General features: G+C 57.9%; 18 protein-coding genes, 6 tRNA genes and 1 pseudogene. 19 read left to right on the forward strand and 6 right to left on the reverse strand.

The features are described from left to right. Window positions 1-427: 427 nt before the first annotated feature. The 16 genes and pseudogenes from ACTNBY_RS05600 (at window position 428) to folB (ending at window position 11,490) form a co-directional block, all read left to right on the forward strand. Window positions 428-517, forward strand: a tRNA-Leu gene (locus ACTNBY_RS05600). Window positions 518-576: 59 nt separating this feature from the next. Further along, window positions 577-2,922: a GAF domain-containing SpoIIE family protein phosphatase gene (locus ACTNBY_RS05605; protein WP_441063735.1), complete on the forward strand. Its 2,346-nt coding sequence runs from the start codon at window positions 577-579 to the stop codon at window positions 2,920-2,922. Window positions 2,923-3,003: 81 nt separating this feature from the next. After that, window positions 3,004-3,750, forward strand: coding sequence for an anti-sigma factor antagonist (locus tag ACTNBY_RS05610; protein WP_441063736.1), 747 nt, complete (start codon window positions 3,004-3,006; stop codon window positions 3,748-3,750). Between the two features lie 105 nt (window positions 3,751-3,855). Beyond that, window positions 3,856-3,931 (forward strand) — tRNA-Gly (locus ACTNBY_RS05615). 35 nt (window positions 3,932-3,966) lie between these two features. Beyond that, a tRNA-Cys gene (locus ACTNBY_RS05620) sits at window positions 3,967-4,040 on the forward strand. Between the two features lie 42 nt (window positions 4,041-4,082). Next, window positions 4,083-4,158 (forward strand) — tRNA-Gly (locus tag ACTNBY_RS05625). A gap of 312 nt (window positions 4,159-4,470) precedes the next feature. Further along, window positions 4,471-5,070, forward strand: a pseudogene (locus ACTNBY_RS05630) (alpha-amylase family glycosyl hydrolase); the annotation flags it as partial. A 32-nt stretch (window positions 5,071-5,102) separates the two neighbouring features. Then, window positions 5,103-5,369, forward strand: a complete 267-nt coding sequence (locus ACTNBY_RS05635; RefSeq protein WP_441056995.1) for a hypothetical protein — start codon at window positions 5,103-5,105, stop codon at window positions 5,367-5,369. Window positions 5,370-5,402: 33 nt separating this feature from the next. Then, window positions 5,403-5,478: transfer RNA gene (locus ACTNBY_RS05640), tRNA-Gly, on the forward strand. A 3-nt stretch (window positions 5,479-5,481) separates the two neighbouring features. After that, window positions 5,482-5,556: transfer RNA gene (locus ACTNBY_RS05645), tRNA-Val, on the forward strand. 203 nt (window positions 5,557-5,759) lie between these two features. Next, a complete protein-coding gene (locus tag ACTNBY_RS05650) occupies window positions 5,760-5,954 on the forward strand; it encodes a hypothetical protein (RefSeq protein ID WP_427794838.1) in 195 nt (64 codons plus the stop codon). Window positions 5,955-6,521: 567 nt separating this feature from the next. Continuing rightward, a complete protein-coding gene (nrdD, locus tag ACTNBY_RS05655) occupies window positions 6,522-8,744 on the forward strand; it encodes an anaerobic ribonucleoside-triphosphate reductase (RefSeq protein WP_441063738.1) in 2,223 nt (740 codons plus the stop codon). Window positions 8,745-9,170: 426 nt separating this feature from the next. Continuing rightward, window positions 9,171-9,752: an anaerobic ribonucleoside-triphosphate reductase activating protein gene (gene nrdG / locus ACTNBY_RS05660; RefSeq protein WP_441015851.1), complete on the forward strand. Its 582-nt coding sequence runs from the start codon at window positions 9,171-9,173 to the stop codon at window positions 9,750-9,752. Between the two features lie 67 nt (window positions 9,753-9,819). After that, window positions 9,820-10,377, forward strand: a complete 558-nt coding sequence (folE, locus tag ACTNBY_RS05665) for a GTP cyclohydrolase I FolE (RefSeq protein ID WP_427795955.1) — start codon at window positions 9,820-9,822, stop codon at window positions 10,375-10,377. A gap of 2 nt (window positions 10,378-10,379) precedes the next feature. After that, window positions 10,380-10,961, forward strand: coding sequence for an HD domain-containing protein (locus ACTNBY_RS05670; RefSeq protein WP_195838586.1), 582 nt, complete (start codon window positions 10,380-10,382; stop codon window positions 10,959-10,961). A gap of 43 nt (window positions 10,962-11,004) precedes the next feature. After that, window positions 11,005-11,490 (forward strand): dihydroneopterin aldolase, encoded by a 486-nt coding sequence (gene folB, locus ACTNBY_RS05675; protein ID WP_427718610.1) that lies wholly within the window; start codon window positions 11,005-11,007, stop codon window positions 11,488-11,490. A gap of 6 nt (window positions 11,491-11,496) precedes the next feature. Here folB and ACTNBY_RS05680 read toward each other — a convergent pair whose 3' ends face one another. Beyond that, window positions 11,497-12,273, reverse strand: a complete 777-nt coding sequence (locus tag ACTNBY_RS05680) for a M48 family metallopeptidase (RefSeq protein WP_441063739.1) — start codon at window positions 12,271-12,273, stop codon at window positions 11,497-11,499. Window positions 12,274-12,347: 74 nt separating this feature from the next. Beyond that, a complete protein-coding gene (locus ACTNBY_RS05685; protein ID WP_441063741.1) occupies window positions 12,348-13,361 on the reverse strand; it encodes a dipeptidase in 1,014 nt (337 codons plus the stop codon). Window positions 13,362-13,481: 120 nt separating this feature from the next. Here ACTNBY_RS05685 and ACTNBY_RS05690 point away from each other — a divergent pair, with 120 nt between their 5' ends. The 3 genes from ACTNBY_RS05690 to ACTNBY_RS05700 all read left to right on the forward strand — a co-directional run bounded on the left by ACTNBY_RS05690 (window position 13,482) and on the right by ACTNBY_RS05700 (window position 15,373). Then, the gene (locus ACTNBY_RS05690) at window positions 13,482-13,910 is read left to right on the forward strand and encodes an FKBP-type peptidyl-prolyl cis-trans isomerase (protein ID WP_117640821.1); all 429 of its coding nucleotides are present in this window, start codon (window positions 13,482-13,484) and stop codon (window positions 13,908-13,910) included. Between the two features lie 3 nt (window positions 13,911-13,913). After that, entirely contained in the window at window positions 13,914-14,492 is a 579-nt protein-coding gene (locus tag ACTNBY_RS05695) for an urease accessory protein UreE (RefSeq protein ID WP_441048578.1), read from the forward strand. Between the two features lie 83 nt (window positions 14,493-14,575). After that, window positions 14,576-15,373, forward strand: a complete 798-nt coding sequence (locus ACTNBY_RS05700) for an HAD-IIB family hydrolase (RefSeq protein WP_427718600.1) — start codon at window positions 14,576-14,578, stop codon at window positions 15,371-15,373. Between the two features lie 75 nt (window positions 15,374-15,448). Here ACTNBY_RS05700 and ACTNBY_RS05705 read toward each other — a convergent pair whose 3' ends face one another. From ACTNBY_RS05705 to rnhA, 4 genes are all read right to left on the reverse strand, one after another. Next, entirely contained in the window at window positions 15,449-15,829 is a 381-nt protein-coding gene (locus tag ACTNBY_RS05705; protein WP_154517406.1) for a Fur family transcriptional regulator, read from the reverse strand. Between the two features lie 61 nt (window positions 15,830-15,890). Beyond that, window positions 15,891-16,301: an acylphosphatase gene (locus tag ACTNBY_RS05710; RefSeq protein WP_441063743.1), complete on the reverse strand. Its 411-nt coding sequence runs from the start codon at window positions 16,299-16,301 to the stop codon at window positions 15,891-15,893. Between the two features lie 2 nt (window positions 16,302-16,303). Beyond that, window positions 16,304-17,410 (reverse strand): Gfo/Idh/MocA family protein, encoded by a 1,107-nt coding sequence (locus ACTNBY_RS05715; protein ID WP_427795949.1) that lies wholly within the window; start codon window positions 17,408-17,410, stop codon window positions 16,304-16,306. A gap of 74 nt (window positions 17,411-17,484) precedes the next feature. Beyond that, a complete protein-coding gene (rnhA, locus tag ACTNBY_RS05720) occupies window positions 17,485-17,970 on the reverse strand; it encodes a ribonuclease HI (RefSeq protein WP_427727777.1) in 486 nt (161 codons plus the stop codon). Between the last annotated feature and the right edge of the window lie 105 nt (window positions 17,971-18,075).

Below are 18,075 nucleotides of genomic sequence, written 5' to 3' on the forward strand. Positions count from 1 at the left end.
GCGATTCCTTGATCGCTCACTTAATCTAATAAAAAATTGAGCGAGGCCGGAGCTTTAGCTCCGGCCTCCCCATAAAAGGGCTCGGCAAAGCCGAGCCACTAAATTAATATCAGCCCCCAGAACATGTTTGAGAACTGTGCATGAAGCATGTGCCCCTAGGGCAGGAATGAGGTTGACTTCCAACGCATTCCGCAGGGGGCGGCATTATTTTGTAGCGCGAAGCGCAGATCAAAATAATGCCGCATGCCCGAGGACGCGTTGGAAGGCAACCCCATTCCTGCCCGAACAGGTCAGTCTACCTGCGCATTTTCAAATTCGTAAACTTTTTTGAAAAAAGTGCTTGCACAGTTCTCGAATCATAGGTTATTATCTTCCTCGTTGAAAGCGCGGGTCCAACAAAACGAACTGCGAATCAACAACATAGCATGTCGGAGTGGCGGAATTGGCAGACGCGCTAGCTTGAGGTGCTAGTGACCGCTTTTTGGTCATGCGGGTTCAAGTCCCGCCTCCGACACCATCGCATTTGAGAAGCCTCTTCGGAGGCTTTTTTGTTACCGATAGACGGTGAGGTTCACGATGGAAACGCTTGAGCGCAATGAGTGGGTTGACGTTGCCCAATTGGTCGATATTACGAGCGATGCTGTCATTATCTGCGAGCTCGACGGAACCATTTTGCATGTAAACAATCGCTTGCTCGACTTGATCTGCGAGGAACGTTCCGATGTGATCAACGGGGACGTTAAAGATCTCTTGTACTCGTCAGCATTTGAACGCGCGACAGAACATCGTCTTCCTTTTGAGACCAATGGTACCGAGAGCGAGTTGATGCTTAAGCTCAGTGACGGCTCCTTTATTCCCGTCCTAGTTTGTGCCGGCTCGGTTACGCCGCCTCGTATCTTTGGCCGCCGTGCGCCGCGTGTCCTCGTGGCGCTCCATAGTATCGAAGAGCAGTATTCGCATGACCGTCAGCTCAAGCGTGCGCTTTCGGAGCTCAGAGTGGCGAATAAGCGCCTCTCGGGCACGTTGTCGGTCATTATGAGCACGGTGGGCTCCGATGAGCTGCCTAGTTTGTTGGATACCGTTTTGAACCAGCTTGTAGGAACCCTCGATGCCTCGGGTGCTGCCATCTATTTTTCTGAGAGCGGCGGTTTTAAGCTTCGCGGTGTTTCCAAGGAGCTGTATGACAGCTACCTGCCCGAGTTTATGCCGTATGGTGCGGGTATCCCGACGTATGTGCTCCGTGAGTCTCGTGCCTGCCGCCTGTCGATTCAGCAGGACCTCGAGGGCGATAGGGTTGCCTCGGGTATGTTTATGGACCTGGACAATCGTTCTAAGCACCTGCTACGCGTGCAAGATATGCCTCCATACCGCAGCGAGATATGTCTTCCCGTGTTTTATGGCACTCAGGTGCTCGGTGTGTTGGAGGTCGGTTGGAAACGTCCGCAGGCGCCGCTTGCCTATGATGTCAACGTGCTCGAGGTCATTTGCGATTATCTCTCCATCCAACTAGTCGGCATGGCATCGAGTCTGCGTTCACGTCGCACGGCAGAGCTTGGCCGTTCTCTCAACGTGCTGCGCGATGAGTTGTTTGCCTATCTCGATGATCCTATTGCCGCCTCGCGTGCGGTGTCGACCGAAATCTGCGCTGTGCTCAGTTGCCATTTCTGCCCCGTGGAGTATGATGCGGGCCTCGGAACCTATGTCATCGATTTTGAAGGCGGCAGTCGTGTGGCATTGCCGGGCGATCCGGAGTCACTCTTCTTTTCTGTCACGACGCCGGCGGCGCGCCTGGGGGCAATTTCCGATGGATTTGAGACATCGGTGCTGGGTGGGACGAGCGCCGACGACCTCAAGCACGTGCGCCTTACGCGCGTGGACGAATCCACGACTATGGGCGCATGGTTGAGAGCCCACGGCCTGCCGTGTCAGGGACTTTATGTCGATTCCGGTATCGAGGCGGGGCGCTGCCACTCGGAGGCGGATGGTACGCGAAGCAACGATGCAATCGTGCCCGCTGATATCGCCAAGGGACCGACGAGGCGCGTTTTGCTGCTCCGTGATGGCAGCCAGGAGCCAATCGACGACCTTGAATACGATTACATGGTGCATTTGGCACACGACTTTGAGCTGATCTATGAGGGCGAGTCTCAAAAGCGTGAAGAGCGTCATATCGCTCAGACGCTTCAGATTGGCATGAGAAATTCGCTCAGCGACGTTCCGGGCATCGCAACCGATTCGGTATACCTGTCGGCAACGAATTCGGCGTTGGTCGGTGGTGACTTCTATACGCTTGTCCGTCTTCCCGACGATTGCGCCGTTATGATATTGGGCGATGTCTCCGGCAAAGGAATTGAGGCGGCGTCGATGTCGGCGCTCGTCAAGACGGCGTTGACGGCTTATGCCTGGGAGGGTGCGGGACCCGCTCGCATGGCCCGCTCGCTCAATAGCATGCTCATGGGCTTTTCGAGGGTCGAGACGTTTGTGACGGCGTTTATCGCCAAGATTGATCTTAAAGCGGGCCGCGCTACCTATTGCTCTGCGGGACATCCTCCCACTATGGTCATTAGGCCGTCGTCGACGCCGCATGGCGGAGGAGAGACCTGCGGGGGAGAAGTGGAGCTCCTTGGGTGCCAATCGGGCGTGATCGGTGCCTTTGAGAGCATGGTGTACGAGACGGGCGTGTTTTCGTTCGATCCTGGTGACATGCTGTTTATGTATACCGACGGAACGATCGAAGCACGCGACCGCTCGGGTGCTTTCTTTGGCGAGCAACGCCTGCGCGACCTTCTACTCTCTGTTTCGGGTGAGGGCGTATCGGGCATCTGCGGTAAGGTCTTGGGCGAGCTTGACCGCTTTACCGACTCGGCGCTGGACGATGACATTGCATTGGTGTCCCTTGAGTTTTTACGGGGTCGATCGTAGGTCGCGACGTTGGGCATACAGAATCCTAACGGTTGCAGAAAAGTGTGCATCGAGCGAGCTCTTTTGGGGAACCATGGTCGCATGAATGAGTGGAATGACATAGCGGTTTTGACGCCACCGGGCGATATCGATATCGCCTCGGTGCCCGAGCTGCGCCGACGGTTGGATAATTTAATCGACCGGGGCGTGCGCCGTGTTGTCATCAATTGCCAGACCGTGGCTTTTATCGACTCGACGGGTTTGGCGTTTTTGCTTACGCGTGCCAGAGAGCTTATGAGACGAGAAGGGCTGCTTTCGCTTGTTAACGCCTCCGATGAGGTCGTTCGCTTTTTGGAGATTGCCCGACTTGTCGACATCCTTCATGTTGCGGGTCCGGTGCGGGAGTCGATTCCCGCCATTCCGGTGGGGGAGTTGCCGCGATGGAGCAAGAGCGTCAAGGTGCAGCGAGGCATCGAGAATCTCCCGTATTATCGGCACCGTGTGGCCGAGATTCTCGAATCGCTTCCCCTGAGGCGTGATGAGCGCTATGACGTCGCATTAGCGTTGGGGGAGGCATTGGGTAACGCATATGACCATGCGGGCGGTGTTGGCTGTATCCTGACGATTCAGGCCTATGGGGACCGTGTTGTGCTTGAGGTGCTTGATCGAGGTTCTGGCTATTCTATCGATGGGGCGAGCGAACCGATGGCATCCGAGGAACGCGGACGAGGTATCAAGCTTATGCGCATGCTCGTCGATAATGTGGAGGTTGCCCGTCGCACGGATGGTGCCGGCACACGCGTTCGGATGGTGAAGCTGTTTAGCTCGGCATTGGAATCGTGCGCTTAGCGCCTTGGGTCGACATGATTTTCCTGCGTGAACTTGCTTTGGGCAACTTTTTTGAAAAAAGTACTTGCGTCTTTTGGATAACTCGCGTAAATTAATAACCCGCAAGCGGACATGGCTCAGTTGGTAGAGCACAACCTTGCCAAGGTTGGGGTCGCGGGTTCGAGCCCCGTTGTCCGCTCCATTGCATTTCCGGACCGTTCTTAACGGTCCTTTTTCGGCGAAGTGGCCAAGTGGTAAGGCAGAGGCCTGCAAAGCCTTTACCCCCGGTTCGAATCCGGGCTTCGCCTCCAGGCAACATCCGGGCGCTCCGGCGCCCGTTTTGTTTTACATATGCGGACATGGCTCAGTTGGTAGAGCACAACCTTGCCAAGGTTGGGGTCGCGGGTTCGAGCCCCGTTGTCCGCTCCAACTATCTTACGCGGTTCTAACGAACCGCGTTTTTTGTTGACGCTGCGCGAGCCCCGGGCACCCCATCTTGCCCCTCAATCGTCGGTCGCGTACATAAAGTACGCTTCCCTCCTCTTTCGCGGCAACCTGGGGCACCCGGAGCCCGCTCGCTGTCGTGGCCGGGGGAGTGGGTTTTCCGTTCTTTTCACTAATCGGTCGATTCGTCCCGGGAGGCTCGAACCCGAGAGGGGGCGAGCGTCTTGGGGCGTGGCCGTGGCGTTGTTTGCCGCGAATAACAGCTTTGGGCGTATCATCGTGGGCATTACCCAGCAGATGGACTATCTTGAGCGGCTGGGCATCGAGGCCATCTGGCTGAGCCCGTTTTACCCATCGCCTCTTGTCGATGGTGGCTATGATGTGGCGGACTACTGCGATGTCGACCCACGTCTCGGCTCGCTTGACGACTTCGATGACATGGTCGCTGCGGCTCACGCGTGCGGCATCAAGGTCATCGTCGACATCGTGCCCAATCATTCATCCAACCAGCACCCCTGGTTCAAAGCCGCTCTTGCCGCCGGCCCTGGATCGCCCGAGCGCGCCCGTTATATCTTCCGCGATGGTCGCGGCGAACATGGCGAGCTGCCTCCCACCAATTGGAATGCCAACTTTGGCGGCCCCGCCTGGACGCGTGTTGCGGACGGTCAGTGGTAGCTGCATATGTTTATGCCCGAGCGGCCGGACTTTGTCTGGTCATGCCCCGAGGTTCATGCGTTCTTTTGCGACGTCCTGACGTTTTGGAGCGATCGAGGCGTTGATGGCTTTCGCATTGATGTGGCGCACGGTCTCGCCAAGGACCTCGACCGCGATGACCTTGACCGGTGGCATCTCGCCGAGGGCGATGACATGGTTGACGACGGCACCCATCCGCTGTGGGACCGCAACGAGGTCCACGAGATCTATCGCGCGTGGCGACGCGCTATGCCCTGCCGCAAATCAAGGCGACGCGCTACCACCAGATTGCGCTCGACTGGCTCTTACGCGACGGGTCGTCTTATGACGAGGACCGTGAACTCGGCGAGCGCCGCGCGCGGGCGGCCCTTTTGCTTGAGCTGGCGCTTCCGGGCTCGGCATACGTGTATCAGGGTGAGGAGCTCGGCCTTTTTGAGGTGACTGATGTCTTCGTGAGGTTCGCGAGGGCGTCGCAAAACTTTTCAAAAAAAGTTCTTGCATAGGATGCGGGCATCACGTAAGATTAATCCCCGTAAGCGGACATGGCTCAGTTGGTAGAGCACAACCTTGCCAAGGTTGGGGTCGCGGGTTCGAGCCCCGTTGTCCGCTCCATTTGGGCGTTTAGCTCAGGGGGAGAGCGCTTCCCTGACACGGAAGAGGTCACAAGTTCAAATCTTGTAACGCCCACCAAATGTTCGCAGTCCAGAGGCTTTGCTTCTGGACTGTTTTGTTATAAACACACATAATATGCCGTCAAATTATCGACCTCGGTCGCTTTTCACGTTGCATTTGCTGCCCAGCATAATTTGTCGTTATTGGCCTCTTGGTCTCGTGGGAGATGATTATTTTGATCATAACCGTGCACGTCGCCCGCGTTTCCATGGTTGACCCCCATGCAATCTTTTATGGTGATCGGTTTTGGCGAGATTGCCTTCCAGGGAGGATTCGGAACGATTGAAGGCCGTACGTTCTTCGCGCGCTGGGCGGGCCTTGTCACAAAGGGGTGGGCTTTTGTGGTTATCGCCGGCGTGCTGCTCGATCCCTTTACAGCGGCTCTCGGCCGCATGATAGCTCGCGAAGAGAGGTAATAGCTCCTCGCCTATCGAATGCCGGCGGACGGGGTGCCGGGGCTGTAGTCTTCCGAGCGTTTGCAGCCCCGTCGCTCCGTCCGCCGGCATTCGACCGCAACATGTTGGTCAAGCATAATCTTTTGGATTCTTTTCGCGTGAGCGGCTTGGTTTTGGTAGGATTTGTCGGCGGCTTGACTAGGGGGTTTTATAACTGCCTTGCAGGTAGCCGCGTTGGTAACGTTTTACCGACTTGCCGAGAAACCCTCATAATTAATGTGTCTGTAAAATGACCAATTGCTTTGACCTGCTGAAACACTATATGTTGTGTTTGACCTAAAAAAAGAATACAGGATATAGAGGCGTCTTTGTCGTATGATAGATGGCGGACAGAGAACGAAGACCTTGTTCGTCCCATTTGGACACGCCTTTGAGCCGCTTGATCGGCCGCGAGGATTGTCCGCATGAGGACCTATGGTTTATCGAGAGCACAGATTGCGCGACGGCGCCGCAAGACAGGGACAAGCCCTGCCAGGCATCGTTTGGCTCTGAAGCGCAATGGGATTACGACGCGAAAGAGGCAAGAGGATGAAGATCATCAAGCGCAGCGGCACCGAGGTTGCCTTTGACATCGATAAGATCGTCAATGCGATTCGCGCCGCCAACTTGGAGGTCGAGGAGGGCTCTCGTCTTACCGACCGCCAGGTGATCTACGCGGCGCAAAACGTCGCCGAGGCATGTGAGAAGGCCGGCCATACCGTATCGGTCGAGGAGATCCAGGATCTGGTCGAGGACGAGATCATGCGTCTCGACTGCTACGAGGTCGCTCGCCGCTACATCATCTATCGTTATGTTCAGAGCCTGAAGCGCCAAAAGAACACGACCGACGACAAGATCCTGTCGCTGATCGAGTGCAATAACGAAGAGGTTAAGCAGGAGAACTCCAATAAGAATCCGACCGTCAATTCCGTTCAGCGCGACTATATGGCCGGCGAGATTTCCAAGGACCTGACCCAACGCGTGCTGCTGCCCCAGGAGATCGTGGATGCCCATAATGAGGGCCTGATCCATTTCCACGATTCGGATTACTTTGCCCAGCACATGCACAACTGCGATCTGGTGAACCTGGAGGACATGCTCCAGAACGGCACCGTTATCTCGGGCACGCTGATCGAGAAGCCGCACAGCTTCTCGACCGCCTGCAACATCGCGACGCAGATTATCGCCCAGGTTGCTTCCTCCCAGTACGGCGGTCAGTCTATTTCGCTGACCCATCTCGCCCCGTTCGTTGAGGTGAGCCGTCAAAAGATTCGCGGCGAGGTCACTCGCGAGCTTGAGGAGCTCGGTGTTTCGGCATCTGCCGAGAAGGTTCGCGAGGTCGTTGAGGAACGCCTGCGCGATGAGATTCGTCGCGGCGTCCAGACGATTCAGTATCAGGTCGTGACCCTTATGACCACGAATGGCCAGGCGCCGTTCGTGACGGTCTTTATGTATCTCAATGAGGCCCGTACGCCCCAGGAGAAGCACGACCTTGCCATGATTGTGGAGGAGACGCTTCGTCAACGCTATGAGGGCGTTAAGAACGAAGCCGGCGTGTGGATCACCCCGGCGTTCCCCAAGCTCATCTACGTGCTCGAGGACGATAACATCCGCGAGGATTCGCCGTACTTCTATCTGACCAAGCTCGCCGCCAAGTGCACCGCCAAGCGCATGGTGCCCGACTACATCTCCGAGAAGAAGATGCGCGAGCTCAAGCTGTCTAAGGGCGAGACCGCCGGCAACGGCGATTGCTATACCTGCATGGGTTGCCGCAGTTTCCTGACGCCCGACCGTTCGGGCAACGGCTTTAACAATGTCGCCAACGCTCTGAACTATGACCCGACCAAGCCTAAGTACTATGGTCGCTTTAACCAGGGTGTTGTGACCATCAACCTGCCCGATGTTGCGCTGAGCTCGCATCAGGACATGGACAAGTTCTGGAAGATCTTCGATGAGCGCCTTGAGCTGTGCCACCGCGCCCTGCTGTGCCGTCATGAGCGCCTGATGGGCACGCTTTCGGATGCTGCGCCGATTCTTTGGCAGTACGGTGCCTTGGCGCGCCTTAAGAAGGGTGAGACGATCGACAAGCTGCTCGTGGGCGGCTATTCCACCATTAGCCTGGGTTACGCCGGTCTGTATGAGTGCGTCAAGTACATGACGGGCCACAGCCACACCGAGAAGGAGGGCACGCCGTTTGCCATGGCCGTCATGCAGCACATGAACGACAAGTGCGCCGAGTGGAAGGCCGAAAGCGATATCGACTTCTCGCTGTACGGCACTCCGCTTGAGTCGACGACCTACAAGTTCGCCAAGTGCCTGCAGCGCCGTTTCGGCATTATCCCGGGCGTGACGGACAAGGGCTACATTACTAACAGCTATCACGTCCACGTGTCCGAGGAGATCGATGCCTTCGACAAGCTTAAGTTTGAGGGCATGTTCCAGCAGCTTTCGCCGGGCGGTGCTATCTCCTACGTTGAGGTTCCCAACATGCAGGACAACCTCAAGGCGGTCATTCGCGTAATGCAGTACATCTACGACAACATCATGTACGCCGAGCTCAACACCAAGAGCGATTACTGCCAGGTGTGCGGCTATGACGGCGAGATTCGCATTGTCGAGGACGATGGCAAACTGGTGTGGGAGTGCCCCAATTGCGGCAATCGTGACCAGGAGAAGATGAATGTCGCCCGTCGCACGTGCGGCTACATCGGTACCCAGTTCTGGAACCAGGGTCGAACCGAGGAGATCCGCGACCGCGTGCTGCATCTCTAATAACCATCCCAGGCTGCCCCGTAGCGAGGCCCCGGACCTTTACTCGCCATTTCGGACAGTCCTGGCTCACGACGGAGGCGCCACTGGCGCCTCCTGTTCGTGCGGAACTCATATCGAGCAAAGGTCCGGGGCCTCGCTACGGGGCAGCCAAGTTGATGTAGCTGAGATGCAGCATGCGGTCTGCTCACTCCTCGAAGTTCTTAGCGGAAATAATTCGAGCTGCAGCTGCGATTTACTTGAGATGGCGGTTGAGCCGCAACCCAGTTTTTATTGGACCTCGAACCCTATGCTCGATGTTCGCTTTGTTCACCGAGTGTCGCTCGCGAGGGATCTGGAGCATATCGTCCCGCCCGCAGTTTCGCAGGCCGAAGGCCGAGAATGTTTGAGGACGGGATGATATGCTCCAGACCCCCAGGAAGGTTACCTATGAACTACGCGAACATTAAGTATTTCGACATTGCTGATGGAGAAGGCGTTCGTACATCTCTGTTTGTGAGTGGGTGCCGTCGTGGGTGCAAGAATTGTTTTAACTCCGTCGCGTGGGACTTTGCCGCGGGTGAACCGTTCGATCGTGCCGTCGAGGACAAAATCATCGAGAGTCTTGATCATCCCTTTATTGATGGCCTGACGATTCTGGGCGGGGAGCCTATGGAACCCGAGAACCAGGCGGGGCTCGTTGATTTTATCGAACGCGTGCGTGCGACCTATCCTGTGGAGTCTGGGAAGACCATTTGGTGCTTTACCGGTGACGTGCTCGAGGAACTAATGCCGGGCGGCCGTCACCATACCGACGTGACGGACCGTATCCTTGCTTGCCTCGACATGCTGGTAGACGGTCCGTTCGTTCAAGATCTGTACGATATCTCGTTGCGCTTTAGGGGCTCGAGCAATCAGCGCGTGATCGACATGAACGCCTCGCGCGCTCGTGCTGCGCGCGAGGGCGTTGCGCTTTGCGACGCTGTGGAGCTTTGGCGGGACGATCCGGTCTATTCGACCCATACTATGTAGCTGGAAGAGGTTGCGTGCCAGCGTGGTACCATAGCGCGAACGCGAAATCGAAAAAAGTGAGGCCCAGATGGTCGATCAGGAAAAAGTCGAGACTGCTATTAAGCTGCTGCTTGAAGGTATAGGCGAGGACCCAACTCGTGAGGGCCTGCTGGAGACCCCGGCACGCGTCGCCCGTATGTATGGCGAGATTGCCGGCGGTATGGGCCAGAGTGCCGAGGAGCACCTGTCCAAAACCTTTGCCGTCGCTTCGAACGATTTGGTTATCGAGCGCGACATTACGTTTTACTCGCTGTGCGAGCACCATCTGCTGCCGTTTTATGGCAAGGCTGCGATCGGCTATATCCCTAACGGTCGCGTGGCGGGTCTGTCTAAGCTTGCTCGCACGGTTGAGGTTTATGCCCGTCGTCTGCAGCTGCAGGAGCAGCTGTGCGCGCAGGTTGCCGATGCCCTCATGGAATATCTTGCTCCCCAAGGGGCGATCGTGCTGATGGAAGCCGAGCATATGTGCATGACCATGCGCGGCGTGCAAAAGCCCGGTACCAAGACCGTAACGCTTGCTCGTCGCGGTGTCTTTGAGACCGATCCCGCGCTCGAGGAGCGATTCTTTAGGATGCTGGACCGCTAACCATGAGAGTCGTCAACGACTTTACATCGAAGACCGATGAGGGGACGCCGCGTCGCGGTTTTATGGCTTCGGGCCTGACTCCCTTTGGCGCCATGCCTCGCATTGATTACATTTGTGCCAACGGGCTGTTCCGGCGGCACCTGGGCAACATTGCACAGTTGGAATCGGGGCGCATCTTTTGCCGCCACGGTATTGACCATCTGCTGGATGTCGCGCGCATTATGTGGATTAAGAATCTTGAGGAACAGCTCGAATTTGACCGCGAGGTCATATACGCCACGGCACTTCTTCACGATATCGGCAAAGATGAACAGTATGAATCGGGTATATCCCATGATGTTGCAAGCGAGCGCGTCGCTGATGCGATTCTTGGCGGCATGCCCGATGACGTGGCATTTGATCCGGCCGATGCCGCGGCCATTAAGACGGCCATTTTAGGCCATAGAAAGCTGCGCGTGAACAGCCAACCGCTTGAGCGTCTGCTCTATGCAGCCGACAAAGCATCGCGCGCCTGCTTTGCATGCCCCGCGCGCAATGCCTGCAACTGGAGCGATGATAAAAAGAACCTGTCGATTCGCGTGTAGTTGGTTTGCGCGGTCGGGGTTCTAAACGAAGGAGACGAACGCGATGACCAACAAGAAACTGCCCGAGAATGCAACCAAGACTGAAGGCGCCGAGCTCGCCCGCCGTGGAAGGGGCGAAATATCCACCGCAACGGCGGTGCCCCACGTGAGCTATGACGATCTGCGCCATGCCGATCGCATCACCGTTGAAGGTCTTGAGGTCTTTGCCAACCACGGCGTGTATCCCGAGGAGAACGCCCTGGGCCAGAAGTTCATCGTGTCCTTGGTGCTCTATGCCGACCTGCGTGCAGCAGGGGAGCACGATAACCTGGATGCCTCGATTGACTACGGCTCGGTGTGCCACGATGTCGATGGCTATCTGCGCGAGCATACGTTTAAGCTCATCGAGGCCGCAGCCGAGGGCGTGGCCCAGATGCTGCTACGTCGTTACCCTCTGCTGCTCGGCGTGCGTGTTAAGCTCGATAAGCCTTGGGCGCCCGTCGGTCTTCCCCTGGCAAGCTGCGGTGTCGAGATCGAGCGCGTGCGCTAACCGGTTCTAATACGTCTCTATGGGTGGCTGCTTGAGCCGCTGCGACAGAGCTCTATTGTTGGGGCAGTACGTGTCGAGCAGGGCGTGAAACCGCTGATTGTGGCTTGGCTCGAGCAAGTGGACGAGCTCGTGGGCGACAACCATGTCAAGGCACTCGACGGGGTAGGCGGCAAGCTCGCGTGCGATGCGAATGGCACCGGTTTTGGGCGTACACGAGCCCCAGCGCGTCTTCATGCTGCGCACGGAAACGCGGGAAGCGGCGATACCCATTGCGATTTCGTATGTGCGCACCATATCGCGCAGCGCCGTGGTGACCTCGGATGTATAGAGCTGGTCGATGCGGGCTTGGAGCTCATCGGGCGTTAGGCCGTCGAGGATTGCGTGCCGCTTGGCCTGTGGGTGTTCGTCTGGCTCGTCGGTACCCATAAAACTTGCGAAGGTGGCCTGTTTGGGTCGCGGTGCGGGTGATGCAAAGTTGTGATCGAGCGCATCTTGTACCGTGATGGGCTTGCCCCAAAGCGCAATGATGGACGAGGGGCTGAGCGGCTCTCGCTCCGTCGCCTGACGTTGCTCGCGCTGGGCAAGTCGGCTGATAATCCAGGCGCTGTTGCGCTTCACAAATGCTTCGATACGCTCGCGGGTGGCACCGAGCGGTGCGCTTGCGTGGACCTCACCGCTCGATGTGACGCGTAGGTTGAAGTTCTTGACACGCTTTTTGGTAACGACGACGGGGATGGGCATCCCATCCGGTCGGGATACGGAAATCGTAAACTGCTGCGTCAAAAGCGGTCCTTCAGATTGGGGACGGGCCGGCATGTCGACCGTTCGGCATGCCGGCCCGCTCAAGGGATGTGAAATTAATAACGCTCAAAGAAGGCAAGCGCGTTGTCGCTGCAGAGCTTTTGCATCACGGTCTTGCCAAAATGCTTGGAGAGCATGTTCTGGAACTCGGGCATCTTGCTGGCATCGGAGAGGAAAGCGGGCACCGTGGCGCCGTCCCAGTCGCCGCCGAGCGCGATGACGTCCTCGCCGCCCAGGTCGAGCCAGTGCTCGATATGTGCCGCCAGCTGATCGAAGGTGACGTCTGCGGCGGTCTTGTCGGTTGCATCGTTGGAAAGGAATTCGCTGCAGTAGTTGAGGCCGACGATGCCACCCATGTCGCGAATGGTGCGGAACTGGTCGTCGGTAAGGTTGCGTTTGGCGCCGCAAACCGCACGGGAGTTGGAGTGGCTGGCGACGAAGGGACGCGTGGCGCGGGCGGCGACCTCGTCAAAGCACTCATCGTTGAGATGGGAGACGTCAAGCACCATGCCGGCGTGCTCCATCTGCGTAAGTGCCTCGATGCCGGAGGCGGTGAGGCCGGCGTGGGTATCGTGTCCGCTCGCGAGCGGCCCCTGCGCGTTCCAGCTGAGTGACGACATGAGTACGCCCAAGCTCTTGAGCACCTCGATCAGCGCGGGGTCCTCGGCAAAGAACGTGGCGTTTTCGATGGTGTGGATGCAGGCGACCTTGCCGTCCTTGAGCGCAGGGCGAATGTCAGCGGCGCTGCGCACGTTGACCATGCGATCGTGGTTGAGCATGGCCTGGCCGCTCATATGCGCCATGATCTGCGCCTGGAAGCGCGCGGCGTGGGCGGAGGGAATCTCGTCGGGGACAAACGTGGCGAAGCACTGTGCCCACGGTGTGTTGCCGATCTTTGTGAGCGAGATGGCGCAGGCGTTGCCCTCGATGAGGTCGAAATCTTGCGGATGCGTCTCGTCGCCGGGGAAATAACCGTCGGTTCCGGCGGTAAAGCGCAGGTCGAGATCGAGCGTGGCCCAGCCGATGCGGTCGGCGGTGTCGCAGTGCAAGTCAAATACGGGATATGCCATGGTTCCTCCGGTTGCAGCGTTTCTTTGCAAACTGTCTTCGAATTGTATGACTAGGGTATAGTTAGCGCCATACGTTCATGGCGGCCCGCGTTGTGTGCCGCCCTTATCACGGAGGTTTCCATGTCCAACCAGGGCAAGAAGGTCAAGACTCATTATCGCGGCACGCTCGACGACGGCACGCAGTTCGATAGCTCCTACGATCGCGGCGAGCCGCTGGAGTTCACCTGCGGTGCCGGTCAGATGATCAAGGGCTTCGATGCCGCCGTTGTCGACATGCAGGTGGGCGAGAAGAAGACCGTGCACATTCCTGCTGCCGATGCCTACGGCGAGCACAATCCCGAGATGGTTATCACCTTCCCGGCCGAGCAGGTTCCCAACATCGAGCAGATCGAGAAGGGCATGAAGCTCTTCCTGTCCACGCCGAGCGGCATGCCTGTCCCTGCCGTTGTCATCGATGTGACGCCCGAGGCCGTGACGCTCGATGCTAACCACGAGCTGGCCGGCAAGGATCTCAACTTTGATATCGAGCTCGTCGAGGTCGAGGATTAGAGTATGCCTGAACGCTTGGTTTCGACGACATGCTTGGGAAATCTCAACGATCCGTCCTATGAACTCCTGCTTCGTCGGGAGCTGGGTGGCATCTTTGAAGTTGACGAGCTGCTGCTCGATTGGGACCAGGCTGACGTATGCGCGTTTGCGGGCGTGACGGAGCTGGGGCGCACGGTCGATGTTCGGCTAGATGCTGCCGACGGCAGTCGTCTTGCCGACGGCGACGTGCTCGCCATCGACCGTTCGGGCATGGTGCCCGTGGCGGTTGTCGTGCGCCTGCGCAGCGCCGAGGTCTATTTGGTCGAAGTCGACCGCATGGATCCGATTGCGCTCGCGCATGCGTGCTGGGAGATCGGCAACATGCATGCGCCGCTTTTCCGAGGCGATTCGGACGAGCATACCGTGCGCATGTATACGCCGGTGCAGCCTGTTTTGGGCCGCATGCTCCGGGGCGTCGAGGGCGTTATGCTCTCGGTGGTTAGCCGTGAACTCGATACGGACCGGCGTTTTGCGTCGAGTGCGGCGTATGCCGTTGTGAGCATGGCTCCCGACTTTACGATCGTAAAAAAGGCGCGCGGTTAACGTGCGTATGAGCAAGACGGACTTTGAGAGGCAGCTATTCAAAGTCCGTCTTGCTGTTGATGAGGTGCTGTGGGGGAAAGCATATGGGTCTTGAGGGAATCAAGCTGATTGCATGCGATTTGGACGGCACGTTGCTGCATCCGGGGGAGTGCGAGCCGCGTTCCGAGGCCTTTGAGCTCATCGATGAGCTGCATCGTCGTGGCATCGTGTTTATGCCGGCGAGCGGCCGTCAATATGCGAGCTTGCGCTATCTGTTTGCCCCGGTGGCCGATGAGCTCGCCTATGTATGCGAAAACGGAGCCCTCGTGATGAGCGAGGGGCGTGCCGTTGTCAAACGTTCCATGGAGCGTAACCTTGCTATGGATATCGCGAATGCCGTGGTTGCGTATCCCCATGCCGACGTGACCCTTTCCTGCGAGGGACACCTCTACACCATAAGCGGCAACGATGCATTCGTCGACCATTTGCGCTACGAGGTCCATTGCGATGTTGCGGTGGTCGACCGCCCCGAGGACATCGACGAGGACGTCATTAAGATCGCGTTTCAAACGCCCGAGACAGAGCAGCCGGCGGCGCTGGAGTATTTCGTCCGTCGCTTTGGCGACCGGGTCGATGTGATGACGTCGGGAACCGAATGGACCGACTTTATCGGCTTTGATTCGGGCAAGGGGTCCGCGCTTGCCGATTATGGTCGTGCGCTGGGGATCTCACCTAACGAAATGATGGCGTTTGGCGATAATGAAAACGACCGCGACATGCTCAACGTGGTGGGCCATCCCTATCTGATGGAGAGCTGCAATCCCAGCATGCGCGGTATCAACGACCGCGTCCGTTACGTGCGCACGGTCGAAGAAGAGCTGCGTCGCCTACTTGCTGAGTAGACATTTGGGACATGCCTGGAAATCTTCCTTTTGCCGCAATCGGTGAAAAGTTGCTTTTAAGGCATGTCCCAAAATCTACCTACAGTTGGGGCAGAGGCCTTCGAAGATGGTGTAGTGCGAGCTGACGCTCCATCCGATTTGTTCGGATGCCCTGGCGTCGAGCTGGGTATTGAAGGGGAGCGGCACATCGATGACGCGGCCACACGAGGTGCAGATGATATGCGCATGCGGCTCGATGGCACGATCGAAGCGGCTGCCGCCCGGCGTTTTAATCGAGAGAATCTCCCCGGCATCGGCCAAGAGATTGAGGTTGCGGTAGACCGTACCGCGGCTGATTTTGTCATCCTGCGCGCGCACAGCGTTGTAGATCTCTTCGGCGGTGGGATGGTTGTAGCTTTGGCGCACGGCATCAAGAACTAGCTTTCGCTGCCTGGTATTCCTTCTTTGCACCGCCATGCGCCTCGCCTCTTTTCTATTAACGGTCGTAGGTAAATGATACCGTATTTAGCACACAATACTAATAATGAGGAGTGAAACCGCCTTCATTGGCAAGTGGGGCTCGGACCTGGGCGTCTACGAGGCGAAAACGCGTTCCCATGCGCTCGTAGGAGGCATGAAGCGCCTCGAGATGAGATAGGATGTTTGCTGGAGCTCCCTGTATCTCCATCTCGACTGAGCCGTCTTCCATGTTACGCACCCAGCCGGTGAGTGCGCGTGCCTGCGCGAGGTTGGTGTTGGTAAAGCGAAAACCAACGCCTTGGACCTGTCCCTCCCAGCGCAGGAAATAGCGCAGGGGAGTGTCTTGAGTGGCCTCGTCGTTTGCGAGCACAGTAAGCCTGCGGCGCAGCTCGAGCTCGACGCCAGAGGGCTTTTGGGGCTCGCGGCTGCCGCCGGCGACGCCCGAGAAAAGCTTGTCGAAAATACCCATCGCTAGGCCTGCTTGACAGAATCGGCGGGGAAGGTAATGCCGGTCTGTTGGCGCACGGCATCCATGATGCGCAGCGAGACAAGCGTGACATCGCGATAGTGGCCAAGCTCGTGACGTCCCGCCGGGGTCTCCCAAATCTCTTCCTTGACGTTATCGATGCCGCCGATGGCGGTGATAAAGTCTGCGAGTTCGTATTCCATGGTGTTGCTCGATTTGGGAAGGTCGAGCACGCGGCCGTTGTCGCTCTGTTCGCGCGGCGCCTCGGTCGCCGAGCCGCGTACGACATCGCCGCGATAGTCGATGCGGACGTTGCGGGGCGTGGACAGATGGTCAATCTGGATAGTGCCACGCTCGCCTTCGATCTGCGAGGGCAGTAGGTCATTCGTAATTTTGGAGTGCGCGAGCTCGACGGAGATACGGCCACCGCCGTAGCTGGCGAGGATGGAACCGCAGCCATCGATGGGGCCATGGGTGAGCTCTTGCGTGGTGGGGTCGAGCAGAGTAGCCATGCTCGTAAGGCCGGAGGGCATGCCGAAGATCTCGACCATGGGCTCGACGGTGTAGACGCCAATATCCATGAGGGAGCCCGAGGCCATGTGGCAGTCGAAGATGTTGGTGGCGCGTCCCGCGAGAACCTCGTTGTAGCGTGAAGAATACTTGCCAAAGCGCAGTGAGGCGCGACGAATGGGCGCAATCTCGCCCAGGGCGTCCTCGATGGCGTGGAAAGCGGGGTCATGGAGCGGGCGCATGGCCTCGAGGGCTACGACGCCCGCCGCCTCGGCGGCGCGGAAGACTTCCAGCGCCTGCGCCTCGGTGGCGCAGAAGGGCTTCTCGACGATGACGTGCTTGCCGCTGGCGATGCAGGCAAGGGCCTGCTCGTAGTGAAGTGCGTTTGGGCTGCCGATATAGACGGCGTCGACGTCGGCGGCTGCTGCAAGCTCATCAAGTGAAGTAAAGTTTCGCTCGCCGCCGTGCTCGGCAGTAAAGGCGGCGCCGCGCTCGGCGTTGCGCGAGAGCGTGCCTACGAATACAGCCTGGTCGTTGGCATTGACGACCTGGATAAAGTCGTCGGTGATCATGGATGTGCCGATGGTCGCGATGCGCAGCATACGTCCCCCTTGCGTTGTTTTGGTCTACAGGATGAGTGTAGCGCGTGGGGATATAAAGCTGCGCGAAAACGCTATTACAGGTCGCTCTCGTTAAAGCCGGTGTCGATATCGAGGTTGACTCCATCGGCCGCAGTGGTGGCGAGCTCGTCGCAGCGCTCGTTGAGCTCGTGGCCGGCATGCCCCTTAACCCAGATGAACTCCACCTTATGCTTGCTCTTTGCGGCAAGCAGGCGCTCCCACAGGTCGCGGTTCTTAACGGGCTGCTTGTTGGCAGTTTTCCACCCGCGCTTTTTCCAACCGTCGATCCAGTGCTTGTTAAAGGCGTTGACGACGTACTGCGAGTCGGAGTGGACCTCGACCTCGCAGGGACGGTTGAGTGCCTCGAGCGCCACGATGACCGCCATGAGCTCCATGCGGTTGTTGGTGGTCTTGGCGTAGCCACGCGAAAGCTCGGAGGTGAAGGTCTTGCCGGCGGGGTTGGTGTATTTGAGCACGGCGCCGTAGCCACCGCGTCCCGGATTGGATCGAGCCGAGCCGTCGGTATAGATGATGACCTTCACAGACTTCCTTTCGTCGAGTTCCTCTCTTGCGGCTGTCTATTGTATCGCCGGTCCATCCTGTTTTATGCGAGGCGCGCCGCTCCACAAGGATGGTGGAGACGTTGT

Source organism: Collinsella sp. HCP28S3_E12, assembly GCF_052065595.1.
In the GTDB taxonomy this organism is placed as follows: Bacteria; Actinomycetota; Coriobacteriia; order Coriobacteriales; family Coriobacteriaceae; genus Collinsella.